At 55.5% G+C, this 15,392-nt stretch carries 13 protein-coding genes; 7 read left to right on the top strand and 6 right to left on the bottom strand.

Going from position 1 to position 15,392, the window contains the following annotated elements:
* Positions 1-378: 378 nt before the first annotated feature.
* The 5 genes from B059_RS0102355 to phnC are packed head-to-tail and all read right to left on the bottom strand — an operon-like array spanning position 379 to position 4,782.
* Positions 379-1,266 carry a LysR family transcriptional regulator gene (locus tag B059_RS0102355; protein WP_018076635.1) on the bottom strand — a complete coding sequence of 296 codons (888 nt, stop codon included), beginning with the start codon at positions 1,264-1,266 and terminating at the stop codon, positions 379-381.
* A gap of 2 nt (positions 1,267-1,268) precedes the next feature.
* On the bottom strand, positions 1,269-2,276 hold the full coding sequence (locus B059_RS0102350; RefSeq protein ID WP_026177255.1) for a phosphonate dehydrogenase: 1,008 nt from the start codon (positions 2,274-2,276) through the stop codon (positions 1,269-1,271).
* 17 nt (positions 2,277-2,293) lie between these two features.
* On the bottom strand, positions 2,294-3,091 hold the full coding sequence (phnE, locus tag B059_RS0102345; RefSeq protein ID WP_018076633.1) for a phosphonate ABC transporter, permease protein PhnE: 798 nt from the start codon (positions 3,089-3,091) through the stop codon (positions 2,294-2,296).
* Between the two features lie 17 nt (positions 3,092-3,108).
* A complete protein-coding gene (gene phnD, locus B059_RS0102340; RefSeq protein ID WP_018076632.1) occupies positions 3,109-3,972 on the bottom strand; it encodes a phosphate/phosphite/phosphonate ABC transporter substrate-binding protein in 864 nt (287 codons plus the stop codon).
* A 3-nt stretch (positions 3,973-3,975) separates the two neighbouring features.
* A complete protein-coding gene (gene phnC, locus B059_RS0102335) occupies positions 3,976-4,782 on the bottom strand; it encodes a phosphonate ABC transporter ATP-binding protein (RefSeq protein ID WP_018076631.1) in 807 nt (268 codons plus the stop codon).
* Between the two features lie 724 nt (positions 4,783-5,506).
* Here phnC and B059_RS0102330 point away from each other — a divergent pair.
* The 7 genes from B059_RS0102330 to B059_RS20715 all read left to right on the top strand — a co-directional run bounded on the left by B059_RS0102330 (position 5,507) and on the right by B059_RS20715 (position 14,267).
* Complete coding sequence (locus B059_RS0102330; RefSeq protein ID WP_018076630.1) at positions 5,507-6,064, top strand: LexA family protein; 558 nt, start codon at positions 5,507-5,509, stop codon at positions 6,062-6,064.
* Positions 6,061-7,329: a Y-family DNA polymerase gene (locus tag B059_RS0102325; RefSeq protein WP_018076629.1), complete on the top strand. Its 1,269-nt coding sequence runs from the start codon at positions 6,061-6,063 to the stop codon at positions 7,327-7,329. The genes B059_RS0102330 and B059_RS0102325 overlap by 4 nt, the downstream gene beginning before the upstream one ends.
* A gap of 1 nt (position 7,330) precedes the next feature.
* Positions 7,331-7,996 (top strand): SOS response-associated peptidase, encoded by a 666-nt coding sequence (locus B059_RS0102320; protein ID WP_018076628.1) that lies wholly within the window; start codon positions 7,331-7,333, stop codon positions 7,994-7,996.
* 171 nt (positions 7,997-8,167) lie between these two features.
* Entirely contained in the window at positions 8,168-8,599 is a 432-nt protein-coding gene (locus tag B059_RS20200; RefSeq protein ID WP_081601569.1) for a hypothetical protein, read from the top strand.
* Positions 8,596-11,346 (top strand): KGGVGR-motif variant AAA ATPase, encoded by a 2,751-nt coding sequence (locus B059_RS0102315; RefSeq protein ID WP_018076627.1) that lies wholly within the window; start codon positions 8,596-8,598, stop codon positions 11,344-11,346. Before B059_RS20200 ends, B059_RS0102315 begins: the two co-directional genes overlap by 4 nt.
* A gap of 731 nt (positions 11,347-12,077) precedes the next feature.
* On the top strand, positions 12,078-13,199 hold the full coding sequence (locus tag B059_RS0102305) for a hypothetical protein (protein ID WP_018076626.1): 1,122 nt from the start codon (positions 12,078-12,080) through the stop codon (positions 13,197-13,199).
* A 177-nt stretch (positions 13,200-13,376) separates the two neighbouring features.
* Positions 13,377-14,267 carry a DUF5677 domain-containing protein gene (locus B059_RS20715; RefSeq protein ID WP_157273584.1) on the top strand — a complete coding sequence of 297 codons (891 nt, stop codon included), beginning with the start codon at positions 13,377-13,379 and terminating at the stop codon, positions 14,265-14,267.
* 160 nt (positions 14,268-14,427) lie between these two features.
* On the opposite strand, the gene B059_RS0102295 is transcribed toward B059_RS20715, so the two are convergent.
* A complete protein-coding gene (locus tag B059_RS0102295; protein WP_157273583.1) occupies positions 14,428-15,201 on the bottom strand; it encodes an abortive infection family protein in 774 nt (257 codons plus the stop codon).
* Positions 15,202-15,392: the final 191 nt, after the last annotated feature.

The raw sequence follows: 15,392 nt of genomic DNA, 5'->3' as shown, positions 1-15,392 counted from the left end.
AGCCCTCGCACATCGCGCAGGTGTGTGTCGTAGTGGCGGAGTTCCTCGGCAATGTGGTCCGTGGATGCAGTAGGTGGCCGCGCACTTGGCGCGGCCCGATGTAGTGTGGTGTGGTTCATAACGGTCTCCTGAAGTGGAGTCACCACTTCATACGACCGCTGGAATTATGTATAGCTTGCGGCGGCATCAGCTGCTGCCGGGCCGCTTACAGCCTACCTCTTAACGAAAACCACCCCGGCTACTTTCCATAATCAACGACTTTGCATAATCGGCCTAAGCAGACATAAAGATTAAAGGTTTAAAAATGTGCTACCAGCCCAGCACCATGCTCGGAGTTTTCACTTATAGCGCTGTGCAGATATGCGGGACCACTTCTGGCTAGGTGTTCGCCGCCGCTGTGTTGTGATCGAGTAGCCACTTGGCGAGACGTAGCGGCAAGCTGTCGTGGCTCAACGTGGCACGCCAAATCACATATAAGGTTTTTGATATCGGGGCGCCTTCAAGGGGGACCGCAAGCAATGTGCCAGCGCGGCATTCCTCGACGACGGTGCTGGACAGCACAATTGATACGCCTAAGCCAGCTTGAACCCATCGCTTCACGGCTTCAGTGCTGCCTAGTTGCATCGACACTTGTACGCCGCGCATGGCTTCGCCCATGTGATGCACAAGCAATCTACCTGTGCCAGTGCCGGGTTCGCCACCCAAAAATGGCACATCCCTTAACATGGCTCGAGGCACTTCGGGCAACTTCGCCCACGGATGATCGGGCGCCACGATCACCACCAATTTCTCCTGCCGCCATGGGCGCGTAATATAGCCGGGGCGATCATCCCACCATTCCATAGTGGCGACATCAATTTCGCCACACTCCAGTTTGTCGGCAATGGCCGGATTTTGATGGATAACGATTTCGACTGGATATTGTCCATCCGTCTTCGCCAGAAACGACTTAACGTAGGGCTGCAGCAGATAGATGCCAATGTTGGAACTGGCACCAATGCTAATCGCCCGGTGGCAAGACAGATTCAGGGCGCGCGCGTTTACATGCATCAGGCTTTCAGCATACGGCAGCAGCGCTATGCCCGTTGGGGTCGGGGAGCAACCGCTATGGGATCGCTCGATCAGGCATGTGTTGAGCGCCGCCTCGAGTTTCTGGATATGCTGCGACACCGTGGCCTGCGACAACGCGCGCTCGTGTGCCGCGGCACGGAAGCTTTGAGTACGGAGCACGGCCAGAAAACTGGCGACGTGCTCAAGGTTTAGCATCGTCAGGCGATCATCCTCGCCTGCGGTCGGTTGATCGCACCCTGCGGGATTTCTCCGCGCAGCGCCTGTAGGATGTTGCGCGCCGCCTCAAGCTCGATCTCGATCCGTACCGCGTCCACCGCCGAGCCGATGTGCGGCGTGAACAAGGTGCGCTCAGAGTCGTCAAGCAGCGCTTGGGGAATGTCGTGCGGTCGGTGGGGGCGCGCCCATTCCTCCATCTCGAATACGTCGGCGGCATAGCCGGCCAAGCGGCCGGAAGCCAGCGCCTCGACCACCGCCTGCTCGTCCACCACCGAGCCGCGGCAGGTGTTGATCAGGTAGGCCCCCGTCTTCATCCGTGCGAGCGCACTACTGTCGATCATGTGCAGCGTTTCGTCGCGGTACGGCACCATGGGCACGACAAAGTCGCTCGCGGCGAGTAGCGCCGGCAACTCCACACGATCAAGGCTCCATTGCTCTTCCTTCTCCTTCGGCAGTGCCACCGGATCGGTGTACAGCACACGCATTTCGTATCCGACCAGACGCTGGGCGATGGCTTGACCGACCGCACCCATACCGATGATGCCTAGGGTCTTGCCGGTGAGCCCGGAACCATAGAGCGCCGGTCTCCAGCCATTGAACTGACCACTACGCACAAAGCGATCACCAGCGAGTACATTGCGCGTCAGACCGATGAGCAGGCCGATGGTCAACTCCGCCGTCGGAATGGTAAGTAAGTCTGGCACGTTGGTGATCCATACGCCGTGCCGGGTGCAGGCATCGACGTCGTAGTTGTCATAACCCTTGAGCGCGCAACCGACCACGTGCAACTGCGGACAGGCGCGCAGGAATTCCTCGTCCACGCGGTCCGGCATGAAGGTCATGATGGCCTCGGCATCCTTCGCGCGCCGCAAAATCTCGTCCCGCGCCAGAGTCTCATGGGTAGGATTAGGAATGACCTCGCAGTGTTCGGCCAGAAGTTCGATGACTTCGGGGTGCACGCGGTGGGTGAGGATAACTTTTGGTTTCATTTTGAATTACTCCGGTTTTATTTAAATCGTTTTCTCAGCACGCCGCTGAAGGCATCCACCAGCGTCACCATCGCTAGGATCACCAACAACAGTGCCGAGACGTCCTGGTACTGCATGATGCGCAGCGAACCCATTAGTTCGAAGCCGATGCCGCCGGCGCCGACCATACCCATCACGGTGGAGGCGCGGAAGTTGTACTCCCAGCGGTAGATGGAGATGTCCGCCATCTGCGGCAGCACTTGCGGCAGTACACCGTGCAGGATCACCTGCAGCGGCGTGCCGCCTGCGGCGCGCGCCGCCTCAATCGGCGCCGCATCGGTGTGTTCGATGGCCTCGGCGAAGAACTTGCCGACCATGCCGATCGAGTGCAGGCCGAGCGCCAGCACTCCGGGCAAAGCACCAAAACCGACTGCGGCCACGAAGATGATGCCCATGATCAGCTCGGGGACGGAACGCAGGGCGTTCAGTATCCCGCGCGCCGCCTGGTACACGAGCGGGTGTGGCGTGGTATTGTGCGCCGCCAGGAACGCGAGCGGCACCGACAACGCCACCGCCAGCGCCGTGCCGGCGATGCTCATGGCGAGCGTGTCGAACAGCGGCTTGATCCAGTTGCGCCAGTCGTTGAAGTTGGGCGGCAGCATCTCGCCCAGCAGACTTAACAGGCTGGGCACGCCCTCCGCCAGGCGCGCGCCGTCGAACAGCCCGACGTAATAGGCGCACACCAGGATCACGGCGAGCACCGCGCCGAGCCGCAAGGCATCCCGGTTCCAGGCGCGCTGCTCGGCGCCAAGCATCTGATCGTAACTTTGCGACATGATCGTTCTCTATCCGCTTACTGGAACTTGGCCAGATCGATCTTCAGCAGGTATCCGAGGTTGCGCACCACGTCGTAATGCTTGTCAGTGATAGCCTCGAAACCCTCAGCCTTGAACGCCTTGAGCACCGCCGGGTCCTTGAGATTGAGGAAGGCGTTGCGGATCTTGTCCTTCAGCTCGGGCTTGAGGTTCGAGCGCATCGTCCACGGGTACTGCGGGAACGGCTTGGAGTACTCCAGCACCTTCACCTTATCCAGGCTCACCATTTTGCGCTCGACCAGCGACTCAAAGATCGGACGGCTCAGGCCCCCGGCCTGAGCGTGGCCGTTCTGCACCGCCAGAGCCACCGCATCGTGCGAACCGACAAAGTGTTCTTGATAGTCGCGCCCGGCCACGAGGTCCTTTTCGGCCAGCACCGACTTCGGAATCAGGTGGCTGGAGGTCGAGGCCTTGTCGCCGTAGGCCATTTCCTTACCCTTGATGTCGCCAATGGCATTCACACCGGACGCGCTGTTCGCGATCAACACCGACTGGTAGGTGGTGCTGCCCTTGGTCTTGAGCGCCACGAACGGCTCGATCTCGCTCTTCTGTCGCGCCAGCACGTAGGACAACGGCCCGAAATAGGCAAGGTCGATGCGGCCGTGACGCATGGCCTCGATCATGGACGAGTAGTCGGTGGTGACAATCAGTTCGACATTCTTGCCGAGCTGAGCCTCAAGATAGTCCTTGAGTCCCTGGTTGTTCTTGATGATGGTGGCGGCGTTCTCGTCTGGCAGCAGCGCCACCTTCAGGGTTTTCGGATCCGGGTCGGGCGCGGCGTGCGCGGCGTGCGCGCTGACAGCGAACGTAAGTGCGGCGATGAAACTCAGGAGTTTTTTCATGATTCAATCCTCAATGGTTGCGAATTCGTAAATGGGTGTAGTCGGGGGGACGGGCGTGACCGGCGCGCTGTTGCCGTGGCCGGCCTGCTGGTAGATGGCCTGCAACGTGGCTGGCGTGAGCCCGTCCGGCGCGCCGTCGAACACCACGCGCCCGTGGGCGAGGCCGATGATGCGGTCGGCATAGGCCTGCGCAAGGTCCACCTGATGCAAACTCACCACGGTGGTGATGCCATCCTCGCGGCCGATGTGCTGCAACTGCGCCAACACATTGTGCGAAGTCGCCGGGTCGAGGCTAGCCACTGGTTCGTCGCCGAGCATTAGGTGCGGCCGCTGCGCAAGCGCACGGGCGATGCCGACGCGTTGCTGCTGACCACCGCTCAATCGATCGGCGCGCTCCAGCGCCTTGTGCAGCAGGCCGACGCGCTCCAAACATTCGAGAGCGATACGCCGTTCCGCCAACGGCAGCGGGAACATGCTGCGTAGCGCCGAGTGATAGCCGATGCGGCCGAGCAATACATTGGCGAGCGCGCTCTGGCGGCCAATCAACTGGTGCTGCTGGAAGATCATCCCGGTACGCTTGCGGTGCTCGTGCAGCCGGCAGCGGTTGTCGAGGCTGCCTAATCCCTCAACCGTGATACTCCCCCCCGAAGGTGGCGTCAGTTGGTTGAGGCAGCGCAGCAGCGTGGACTTGCCAGCGCCCGAAGCTCCCAGCAAGACCGTGAACTCGCCCTGCCGGAAGTGCAGCGAGGATGGGTGCAGCGCCGTCATGCCGCCAGGAAAAGTGACATGGACATTGTTCATTTGGATCATGGTCCCTCCTCGCATCAAAAAATAGGATTCGATTTCATCATCAAGGTGAGCCAAGATTCATGAAAACCAATGGAGGGAATCCTAGGCGCTTTACGTGACAGGAAAGTGAACGTTATTTGACGTATTTATGATGAAAAGTAGATGGCAAGCACATGCGAATCCAGCTAGTTGGGGCTGTTCACGAGCTACCTGCGGCAGACAAGCTTGATGAAAATATGCCGTTACTAGAGGAACAAAGATGCTGGGTAGTTATTAGTTTGAAATACGCCGCAGCTTTGAAACCACAATCCCTGCGGAACATAAGACATAGTCGAATCGGATAGCGCTCCGATCCTTACCTTCAGTCGATGAGTGGCTGCTTTTGAAAAATGTGAATGGCCGCTTTGGCCGGATTCTGTTGAAAAACTCTTTTTTGGTGGAGCAGAAAAATTTCTAGGGCTTTATGGAGCATGCGTCAGTCATGGATATGGAGGGCTACCGAAATTGCTCTCAAACTTAACCAAGATCACCCACACGAGTCTATGCATGCCTATGGAACAGGATTCCCGATCGGTACGGTTTTTGGCAGAAATTCGGAGCAGCGGAAATTTGAGTTTTTCAACAGAATCGCCGACGAGCTGCCGGTCAGGATTTGTCGGCTACCACATAACATCAGACCATCCAATCGCGCCACACCAATCCAATACCAGTTCTCCATTCTTGTTTTGTGTAACATAATTCAAGAATGAGTGAATCCAACAAATCAACCTATGGCGGCCCGCGCCCCGGTGCCGGCCGACCCAAAGGCGAACCCACCAAGGTCATCCGCTTGCCGATACGTCTTGCACCAGTCGTTCAGGCCCTGGTCGAAGCCCCACCCGGCACACGTATGCCGCACCCCGACGCCACACCGCTTTCCCTACCGATGTTCGGTCACAAGGTACGCGCAGGCTTTCCGTCGCCGGCCGACGACTATATAGAGGCATGGCTGGATCTGAACGAGCATCTGGTGGAACACAAGGACGCCACCTTCTTTGTCCGGGCCACGGGCGATTCGATGACGGGCGCGGGGATACAGGAAGGCAATCTGTTGGTGGTAGACCGTGCGCTGGAAGCCAAGCACCGCGACATTGTGATCGCGGTGGTGGATGGCGAAATGACGGTGAAGCGTCTGGACAAGCGGCGCGGCCGAATCCGCCTGTTGGCCGAGAACCCGGCCTATGAGCCGATCGAGTTCCAGGACGGGCAGGAACTGACGATCTGGGGCGTGGTCACCAGTGTGATCCAGCGGTTCAAGCGATGACGTTTGCCCTGGTAGACGGCAATAACTTCTACGTCTCCTGCGAGCAGGTGTTCAACCCCAGCCTGGAAGGCCGACCCATGGTGGTGCTCTCCAACAACGATGGCTGCGTGGTGGCGCGCAGCGCCGAGGTGAAAGCGCTGGGGGTGAAGATGGGCGTGCCTTGGTTCCAGTTGAAGGAACTGGCCGTCCGTCACAACATCTTGGCACTATCAAGCAACTACACGCTCTATGCTGACATGAGCAACCGCATGATGGGCGTGTTGGGCAGCTATTCACCCGAGCAGGAAATCTACAGCATCGACGAATGCTTTCTGGGCCTGGATGGTTTCGCACCTGACAGCCTCCGCGGGATGGGCCAGCGCATGCGCCGGCAGGTGCGACAATGGGTGGGCATACCCGTGTGCGTGGGCATCGCCGCAACCAAGACCCTCACCAAGCTGGCTAACCACTGTGCCAAGAAGAACCTGGCTGGCGCCGATGGCGTGTGTGACTTCGGCCAGATCAGCGCCGACGAACTGACCGCGCTGTTTGACCGTATTCAGGTCAACGAGGTCTGGGGGGTGGGTCGCCGCCTGACTGAAAGGTTGGCCGTCATGGGGATCACGACCGTGCGCGCCTTACGCGATGCCGATCCCGCCTTGATGCGGCGTGAAGTCTCGGTGGTACTGGAACGAACGGTGCGCGAACTGCGTGGCGTATCGTGCCTGGCACTGGAAGACCTGGCCCCGAACAAGCAGCAGATCATGTCGTCGCGCTCGTTTGGTGAATACGTTTACGAACTCACCGATCTGGAACAAGCCGTCTCCACCTATATCGCCCGTGCTGCGGAGAAGCTGCGGCGACAACGCTCGCTGGCGAATGCGGTACAGGTCTATATCCGTACGAACCCCTTCAGTGAACGGCAGCCGCAATACCAGCGCGGCATCACCGTACCGCTGACGCAGGCCACAAACGACACCATTCGCCTGACGCGGGCGGCTTTGTGGGGCATCAAGCACATTTACCGCCCTGGCTTCGCTTACCAAAAGGCCGGCGTGATGCTGATGGATCTGCACAGCGAAGATCAGGTGCAAGGCGTATTGTTTGCCACCGTCGCCCCCGCACGCCCGGCACTGATGGATGTGATTGACCGTGCCAATGCACGCTGGGGTGGGGGCACGCTCAAACTGGCGGCCGAAGGGGTGAAGAAGCCATGGCAGATGAAACGTGAACGAAAGACGCCGTCCTACACTACACGGTGGGACGAACTGCCGAGGGTGACCTGACATGTGCGGACGCTTTGCCCTGAAAACCCCGACCAGTGAACTCGCCAGTCACTTCAAGCTGGATGAAGCGGTTGAGGTCGACCCGCGCTACAACATTGCCCCCGGCACCGACATTCCAACCATCCGTCACTCACCCGAAGACAAACGGGTGATGCATCTACTGCGCTGGGGGCTGGTGCCACACTGGGCTAAAGACCCGAGCATCGGCAACAAGCTCAGCAACGCACGCGGCGAAACCGTCGCCGAGAAACCGTCTTTCCGTGATGCGTTCAAGCGTCGCCGTTGCCTGGTGCCGGCCGATGGTTTCTACGAATGGAAAGCGGAAGGCAAACAGAAGCAGCCTTATTACTTCAGCATGAAAGACGGCGAACCTTTTGCGCTGGGTGGCGTGTGGGAGTCCTGGCGAGCGCCGAACGGCGAGATCCTGCGAACCTGCTGCCTGATCACCACTGAGCCAAACGAAATCATGACGCCGGTACATGACCGGATGCCGGTGATCGTTTCGCCCGACGACTATGCGCAATGGCTCACCGGTGAACTGGACGAAGCACAGGCTTTGGTCAAACCCTATTCCATTGAAGCCATGCAGGCTTGGGCCGTGAGCAAAAGGGTCAGTCGGTCTGGGGAAGAGGGGGCTGACCTGATTGATCCGGCTGAATCAGATTAAGGCTGGTGACGGCTGCGGACGTTCAGACAGAGTGCTGCGGGAGTCGGGGCATCGGCCTTTGCCGCCTTTAGAGTTCGGAAGTCGGTTAGGCTGTTAGTGGCCGCAAACAAGACATTCGAAAAACAGAGCGTTTAGTATTGGCGGCGAGGGAAAACCTGGAGAAAAAAGTTCATGAGTACCATCCCATTCACGGATCGCGAACTCAAACGCGCCTGGCGAAATTTAAGCCTAACCGCTGGCCCGGAAGGTGGTCGCCAGAATATTCATCGCTTGTTGCTATTCTATGCGGTTGAATGCGGACTGAAAGCCGTTTGGCTCAAACGGCGATGTCGAACTTTGTTCGACCAGGACGACATTGATCAGACGGGTCATGATCTGCGAAAAATCCTGAAAGACTTAGGGGTAGGTACGAGTTTTTCCCTCCCGGTGAATCTACAATTGTCTCCGGTCAATCGAGGCGGTCAATCAATTCCGCGAAATGGAACTATTAGCATCCTACATCAGGCATGGCGTTATGGCGGCCTATGCTGTAGCCCAAGCGATCAGGATTGCGAGACAGCACTGCAAGATGTCCTGCATTGGATCAACAAGGAACTGACATGATGAATTCTTTCACCACTGCTGAGCGCCTGCTGACCTGGCTGGATGTGGAACGGCTACTCAAGCAGAAAACAGAACTGTGGTCAAATCTTCCGGACGGTGTTAATGCGATTGATTGCTTCGCCGAAGGCATGGATATTTCCCACTGCAATGCCGACGGAGACGTCAAAACCTGGCTTCAGGATGTTTTCGGTTCAGCATATGACGGGGAGAACAACGCGATCCGTTTGCGTATTGGCAGTAACACCCAATACCAGATTACCTTCTTGCCAGCGCGACAAAATCTCTCTTCATCAGGCTCGACAACGTATCCGCTATGGCGAGATGTTACTTATATGCGGGAACCAGTTATCAATGAAAACGCATCCACCCCAGAACCTGTTGCGGTCTTCCCAACCCCTTGGGTTGGTGGGCCGCAAATACTCTCCTTTCACTCCTTCAAAGGGGGCGTGGGGCGCACAACCGCATTAATGACCTATGTCGCTGCCTGTATGCAGGACACCAGCGTAACGCCAAAGAAGTTACTTGTGATTGATGCCGACCTTGAAGCGCCTGGGGTAAGCTTTTGGCTAGATGATATCAATCGACCGATAGTCTCATTTGTTCAGTTGCTAGAAGCGTTGCATTATCCTCCCAGCAATGTGGATGACACCTTGGAATTTTTCGCCGACGAACTGCGGAAGACCTCGCTGAATATTGCCGGTAGCCAACGCGAGTTGTTCATTCTGCCCGCAGCTCTCGATCTCGGGGAGATTCAGGATATGCCGGTCCAGCCAGAGCACTTGGCCCGCAATCCTACCAATCCTTGGATTCTTTCGGATCATTTGCAAGCCTTGGGCAAACGTCTGGGTGTTGATGCGATCTTTATAGATTTGCGAGCCGGTTTGAGTGAATTGGCCAGTCCAATCCTATTCGACCCACGCATCGATCACTTTTTCGTCAGTACTGTAGCTACCCAATCGGTGGCAGGGATTGCTGAAGTTCTCAAGCGCCTGCACGCCTTCAACAGCCGTTTACCTGGCAAAGCACGCGAAGGCACCAAACCTTCAGTCATCCTAAGCCTGCTCACCAAGGAACTACGGGATGCACCCGTGTATAGGCAGGCACTGAAAGCCGTGGATGAAGCCTATCCCGCTTCACCCGATGACCTGCTAACCACTGGCGTGGAATGGCTGGAGGCTGAATTTTTGAGCACGCTGATGTCCATCAGCTCAGTTCGTGAAGCGCTGGATGCCCTAAAGCAGTCTACCAAGCTGTACGCAAGCGCCAGCGAATGGGCAAAAGCACTGTATGCCCCGATTGCACAACCCACTCTACCTCAGACTCCTAACAGTTCTGCTACTACAAGCCGGCAGGAGCAAGCGAAAGAGCTGTTCAAAGTTTGCGAACAGGCACAGTTTGCTGAAAGCGATCTCACCACTTCGATGTTGGCGACTGAGCCCTTGCGGAACTTGGGCAAACACTTTGTTAAGGAGTTGCCCAATATTTTGGTGATTGGTGCCAAGGGCGCCGGAAAAACCTTTACTTTCCGTCAGCTTGTGGGTTCCCTACGTTGGCCTGTCTTTCTGAACAAGGTCGGTTTTGATACGTCAGCTGTTGTTGATGCAGGTATTTTTCCGGTTTTGTGGTCTGAAAATATTCGGGATGAACCCAATGGCGAAATTAAGAAGCCACAAAATGCCATACTTCGTGAATTCGGCCTTACAGAGCCCAGCCCGCTGACTTCATCCGAAGTACAAAGAGCGGTTGAGATGGCCTTGAAAACGCCACCGGAACATTGGGATGATTTTTGGGATAATCTAATCAGCCGACAGTTCGGCATTCCCGAAGCCAGCTTGAAGACATTGAATGAGCGGCTAGCCGATCAGGGTAAACAAGTCATTCTCGTTTTCGACGGTATAGAAGATGCTTTCAGTGATCCGGCTCTCCCGAGAGCGCGCGAAGCCATCCAGGCGCTGCTGAAGCTGCCCAACCGATTGAGCGAACTGGCCAACCGCCATCTAGGCATTATGGTTTTCGTGCGAGCGGATTATGTGCAAATTGCAATCCGCCAGAATCATGGCCAGTTTGTTCAGCGCTACTTACCATTTCAACTGCAATGGAACCCCGAAAGCTTTCTTCGTCTAGCCTACTGGCTCAGTTGCCAAGCAAAGATTTTTCCAGGAGACCCCAAAGAAGCCGAAAACCTTCAGCTTGAACAACTCAAGGAGCTCCTTGAACAACTTTGGGGACGCAAACTTGGATCAGAAAAATCGAAGGAGGCGCACTCGGCACGGTGGGTTTATGCCGCGCTCTGCGATCTAAAAGGAAACATCCAGGCACGGGATTTGGTGCGTTTTCTAAAGATTGCCTCGTCGATTGAGTGTAAACGCACAGGTGAATCTTGGCCCAGTCGAATCTTGGCACCAGAGTCCATGCGCAAAGCCATTCCACAATGCAGCATCGAAAAAGTTGATGAGGCCCAGAAAGAAATTGCCCCGCTTCGTGAATGGTTGAACAAACTAACTACTATGCACATCACAAACCGGAAGGTCCCCTTCAGTGCCAACACCATGCTACTCAGTCCCGAGTTGCTCAACAGCCTTCAGGAAATTGGCATCATTTATGAAGATCTGGATGGAGACCTGGGCGAGGAGCGCCTCTTTCTGCCAGAGATTTATCGTTCCGGTCTGGGCTTCGAAACTTCTACCGGTGGACGTCCGCGCATGCAGGCTTTGTTGAAGAAAAACCTGGGAAGCATTCCATTATGATTTACATAGAATGACCATGCCGCGCCTTACCTGGTCAAACCAAAAATAAATTTTGACAAGCACTCATTTGGGCAATACAAATAAATAATACTGAATGACCGCTTCATGAGTCGATAGCGGCCGCTCGATGCTTATAAGTCGTCGGCCTGCTTTGGCCGAAGAAGCGTCAGTGGGCTAGTTGGCTTTGACTGGCAGGTCATTGGCGATTCTGTTGAAAAACTCAAATTTCAGATGCTCCGAATTTCTGCCAAAAGCCATGCCGATCTGGAATCCTGTTCAATAGGCATGCATAGATTCGTGTGGGTGATCTTGGTTAAGTTCGAGAGCAATTTCCGTAGCCCCCCATATCCATAACCGACGCACGCTCCATAAAGCCCTAGAATTTTTTCTACTCCTCCCAAAAAGAGTTTTTCAACAGAATCTGGCATTCACGGACGGTCATCAAGTCCGGGAATTGTGGTCTACCCCTTTGAAGTTTCATCTTCCTTGACGCTCTTCGCTCTGGCGGTAGATCCGCGTGCAGTGCGGTATGAGCAGCGACCCCGGCTCGTATAGACGGATTGGAATGCTCGGGCTAGAATGATTCACAGGTGCCCACCATACTTGCACACGAGTAAAAACAGGCGTTTTGATTTCATTGTCGTTGAAAACCTCTCTTCGAGCTTCGTCGTCGGGGACTTAAACGTGTGCGTCTGACCCGAAATCGGCGTGGCATTTAGAAAGGGTTTGTCATGACAGTCAAAGAACTTGCGTACTCCACGCAGCAACATCTCCAGGCCAGCACAGGTGCCAACTTCAAACGGGCCCACATCTACGAACTGCTGGCGGCTTCTTTCGGCTTCAACTCCTACGCAGCACTTGGCGCGGACTCCGTTTTTGCGGAACGACGGTCTACCAACGGGCATTCATCTATTAACGAGGCAGTGATCCGAGCTCGTTGCGTGGCGCTTCGATATCATCCTGATGTTGCGAAGACTACCTCTCTGGCGCTGTCGGCCTTTGTGGTTGAGCAACAGATCGTTGTCGTCAGGATCGCGGATCTGGTGGCTGAGCTGCGTGATGAAGGCGGTGAATTGGATGACCTGGACGACATCTTCGATGAAGATCGCTTGGCAAATTCACTCGATTTGAGTTCCTCTATTCTGTTGGACGGGCTGGAAGGTGCTGCAAGCAAAGGCAATGCTTCGGCCCACTATGCCCTCGCGCTGATCAATGCTCCAGATGAAGCAGACGAGGGGCATGAGATCGGCAGTGAGTACTGGTATGCCCAAGCTCAACAGGGGCGGAGCCTAAGTGGCGTTGAAAAGGAATGGGCCGATGCCCACGCGACGCGACTCGCGACTGTAGCGAAATACGTTCATCACCTTCGATCGGCTGCACGACTGGGTCAGCAAAACGCACTCTTGGAACTGGCGAATCAGTTTGACGATCCGGCCTTTTTTGAGCAAGTCGAGCCCCACGTCAACTCAGACCCTGCACTTGTCGCGGAAATCGCAGAGCGCCTTGGTAGGAAGGAGGATGCGAAACAGTGGCTTACGGCAGCGGCTGAATCTGGAGACATTGAAGCCATGCGCCAACTGATTGAGGACTACGACCATGATGATCTGCAGCGTTGCTGGACTTGGGTTTACTACGCTGAGCTAGTCGGAGCCGATCTGACCAAAGACGAGCACTATGCCATCCACGAAGACGTCTCAGAATACGACGATGACGTTGGCGGAACAGCGTTCGTTGCTGGGCGGGACGGCGTTAAACTTGATCCTCTCGGTATGGAGCATGATGCCTCAGCTCGACGCGCAGCGCAGGAGTTCTTCAAAAAATCAAAAAGCAATGGGACAGGTCTGGCTTTGTAACATTCTCATGCGGCTACAGGGAGCAGGTCAGGCCACGTCTATCGTCCAAAGCCTGCTTTCGCCGAGGAGGTGACTGTGGACAATGTCGTTTTGAGCGTCAGGAGTTCGGTGCCTTTTCGGACGTCCAGAACAGGGGAATAAACTGTCGGGCAGTAGTGTTAAGAGAGGCATGTTCATATGCACGGTAAAGAGACAACAGATAAAGCGCCAGAACCATTGTCTGGATCAGCGCTTAATGACTACTACAAAGACTGCAGTGCTGCGCTAACGCAATCTTTGATCGATGCAGTTTCTGCATCGCGAGAGACTGAAGGTCTTCCGGGCGGAGACGGAGCACGCAGATTTTGGGCATCGGTACTCTTCGCCAGAATTTGCGGCTTCGGATTTGCGATGCATCGCTTGATTCCTGGTACACCTGCCAACGTCCAGGGAACCATCTATGACTTCGGTTCTGTAGGAACAATCTGCCGAAGCCTATTCGAGGCGTACGTAACATTTATATATCTGTGTGATGCTTCCTTGGAGGTGGACGAGTATTCATTGCGCCTTCTCGGTATGCAGTTACACGATTGCACAAGAAGGCCGAATATTCTCTCGAAGATCACAGGAGATGAGCCCGACTCACGATTTGTGGAACAGGCTGCGGCGCTAAAGGAGGGAATCAAGAAAAATCCGGCGTTCGCCGCCAAAGAACCGCGCCAGCAGCAGAAGCTCCTAAAAGGGGAATCTGCTTTTTACTTGAGCCAAGATGAAATCGTCGCTGGCAATCGAGATGAGTCCAGCCAGAATCGTGGGGTGTACGAGTTTCTTTCATCACAAACCCACTCTTTTCCTTTCAGCTTCATACGAGCACATCTTCACACTGACCGTGGAACAGGCCGCGAAAACGATGTAGACAAGAAGTATCTCGCAATCGCTGCGGAGATAGCAGCTCCGATTCTTCAGGACGCAACAGGTCACATGGCAAGGCTATTTCCGGAGGTCGGTGAGTTCCGGCGATACAGCGTCAATTGGGATACAGCAGTATGTACTCGCGTGCCCGAGGATGGTTTCAACATAAAAATGTGAAATCCCGGGGGTTAAATCCACCATATATTTAGTGATTTTATATGCTTGGTGCCCCCATGGACTTACTCGCTAACTGCCTGCTCAGGCCGAGGACGCGACGGTCGACAACCAAGCCATGGCAGGGAGGTCATCGGCCAAAGAAGACAGTCAACGTACAGGTTTATTTATTTATCGCGGATTCCAGCAAGAACAGCGCGCCAGCCGCCATAGCGTTTACTGCGAACCGTGCGTGTATGGATGTCAGTGGCGTATGTTCGTTTGTCCGTCCGTGCGCTGTCCCATACTTTGTTCGCAGCGTACCAACGGCGGCAGCGATATTACCGACTGCCCCCAATACTCTACGTATCTCATCTTCTGCCGCATTCTCTGGTGCCAAGTCCAACGCCTTCATGGTTTCCTTCATCAGCGGCTGGATGCTCTGGTCCGATGGGAAGGGCCGCCTGCGCTGAGAGAGAATCGCCTTGCACACGCTCTCTAGCGTAGACGAAGCAGCGGCTATTGCATGGGATGGATCGCTTGCAACGCTGGCTACTGCTCGCTCAAAGTCTCGTCGGCAGGCGAGTAGTCCAGGGTGGCTCAGCATATCCCCTAAAGCATCGACGGCAGGTGCCATATCGAGTGCATCGGCAGCCAGCTCACCTTCGTAGGTGAGACCGCGCACAAGTGCAGCTCCAGAAAACTCGAAGCCTTCACCATAGGGTTCACGTTGAAAAAGTAAGCTCTTCGTTGGGATTAAGTTTTGCTCTCTCAGAGCGATGAGACATTTGACCTGTCTATCGAACTCTCGGCGCGCCTCGTCAGATTCACCAACCGGGCTGAACGATGTTTCCCCTGCGCGTATCTTGCGCAGCAGCACCTTCATTCGGTCATCAAGCTTGCTTCTATCCATCAACAGATCCTTAAAACATCCCAGAGAAATCTTACGAATTTCCAATCAGTTTGAGGACCTGGCCGTCTTGGTGAGGATATCCACAGTCTCAAACTCTGCCTGTGCAATTTTTGTCAAAGTCGGCAGTGATCTAAGGTTTTTCGACATTTTTGCCGGTCGCGTACTTGTTCAAAGCAAAGGTCATTTGTAGCAAACAGGACTAGAGGCATGGCAGTCAGAATGGGGGCTGTGCCCGC

Source organism: Thiobacillus denitrificans DSM 12475 (assembly GCF_000376425.1).
Lineage (GTDB): Bacteria > Pseudomonadota > Gammaproteobacteria > Burkholderiales > Thiobacillaceae > Thiobacillus > Thiobacillus denitrificans.
Note: the sequence above shows the minus strand (reverse complement) of the source record. Positions and strands in the feature narration are given on the sequence as shown.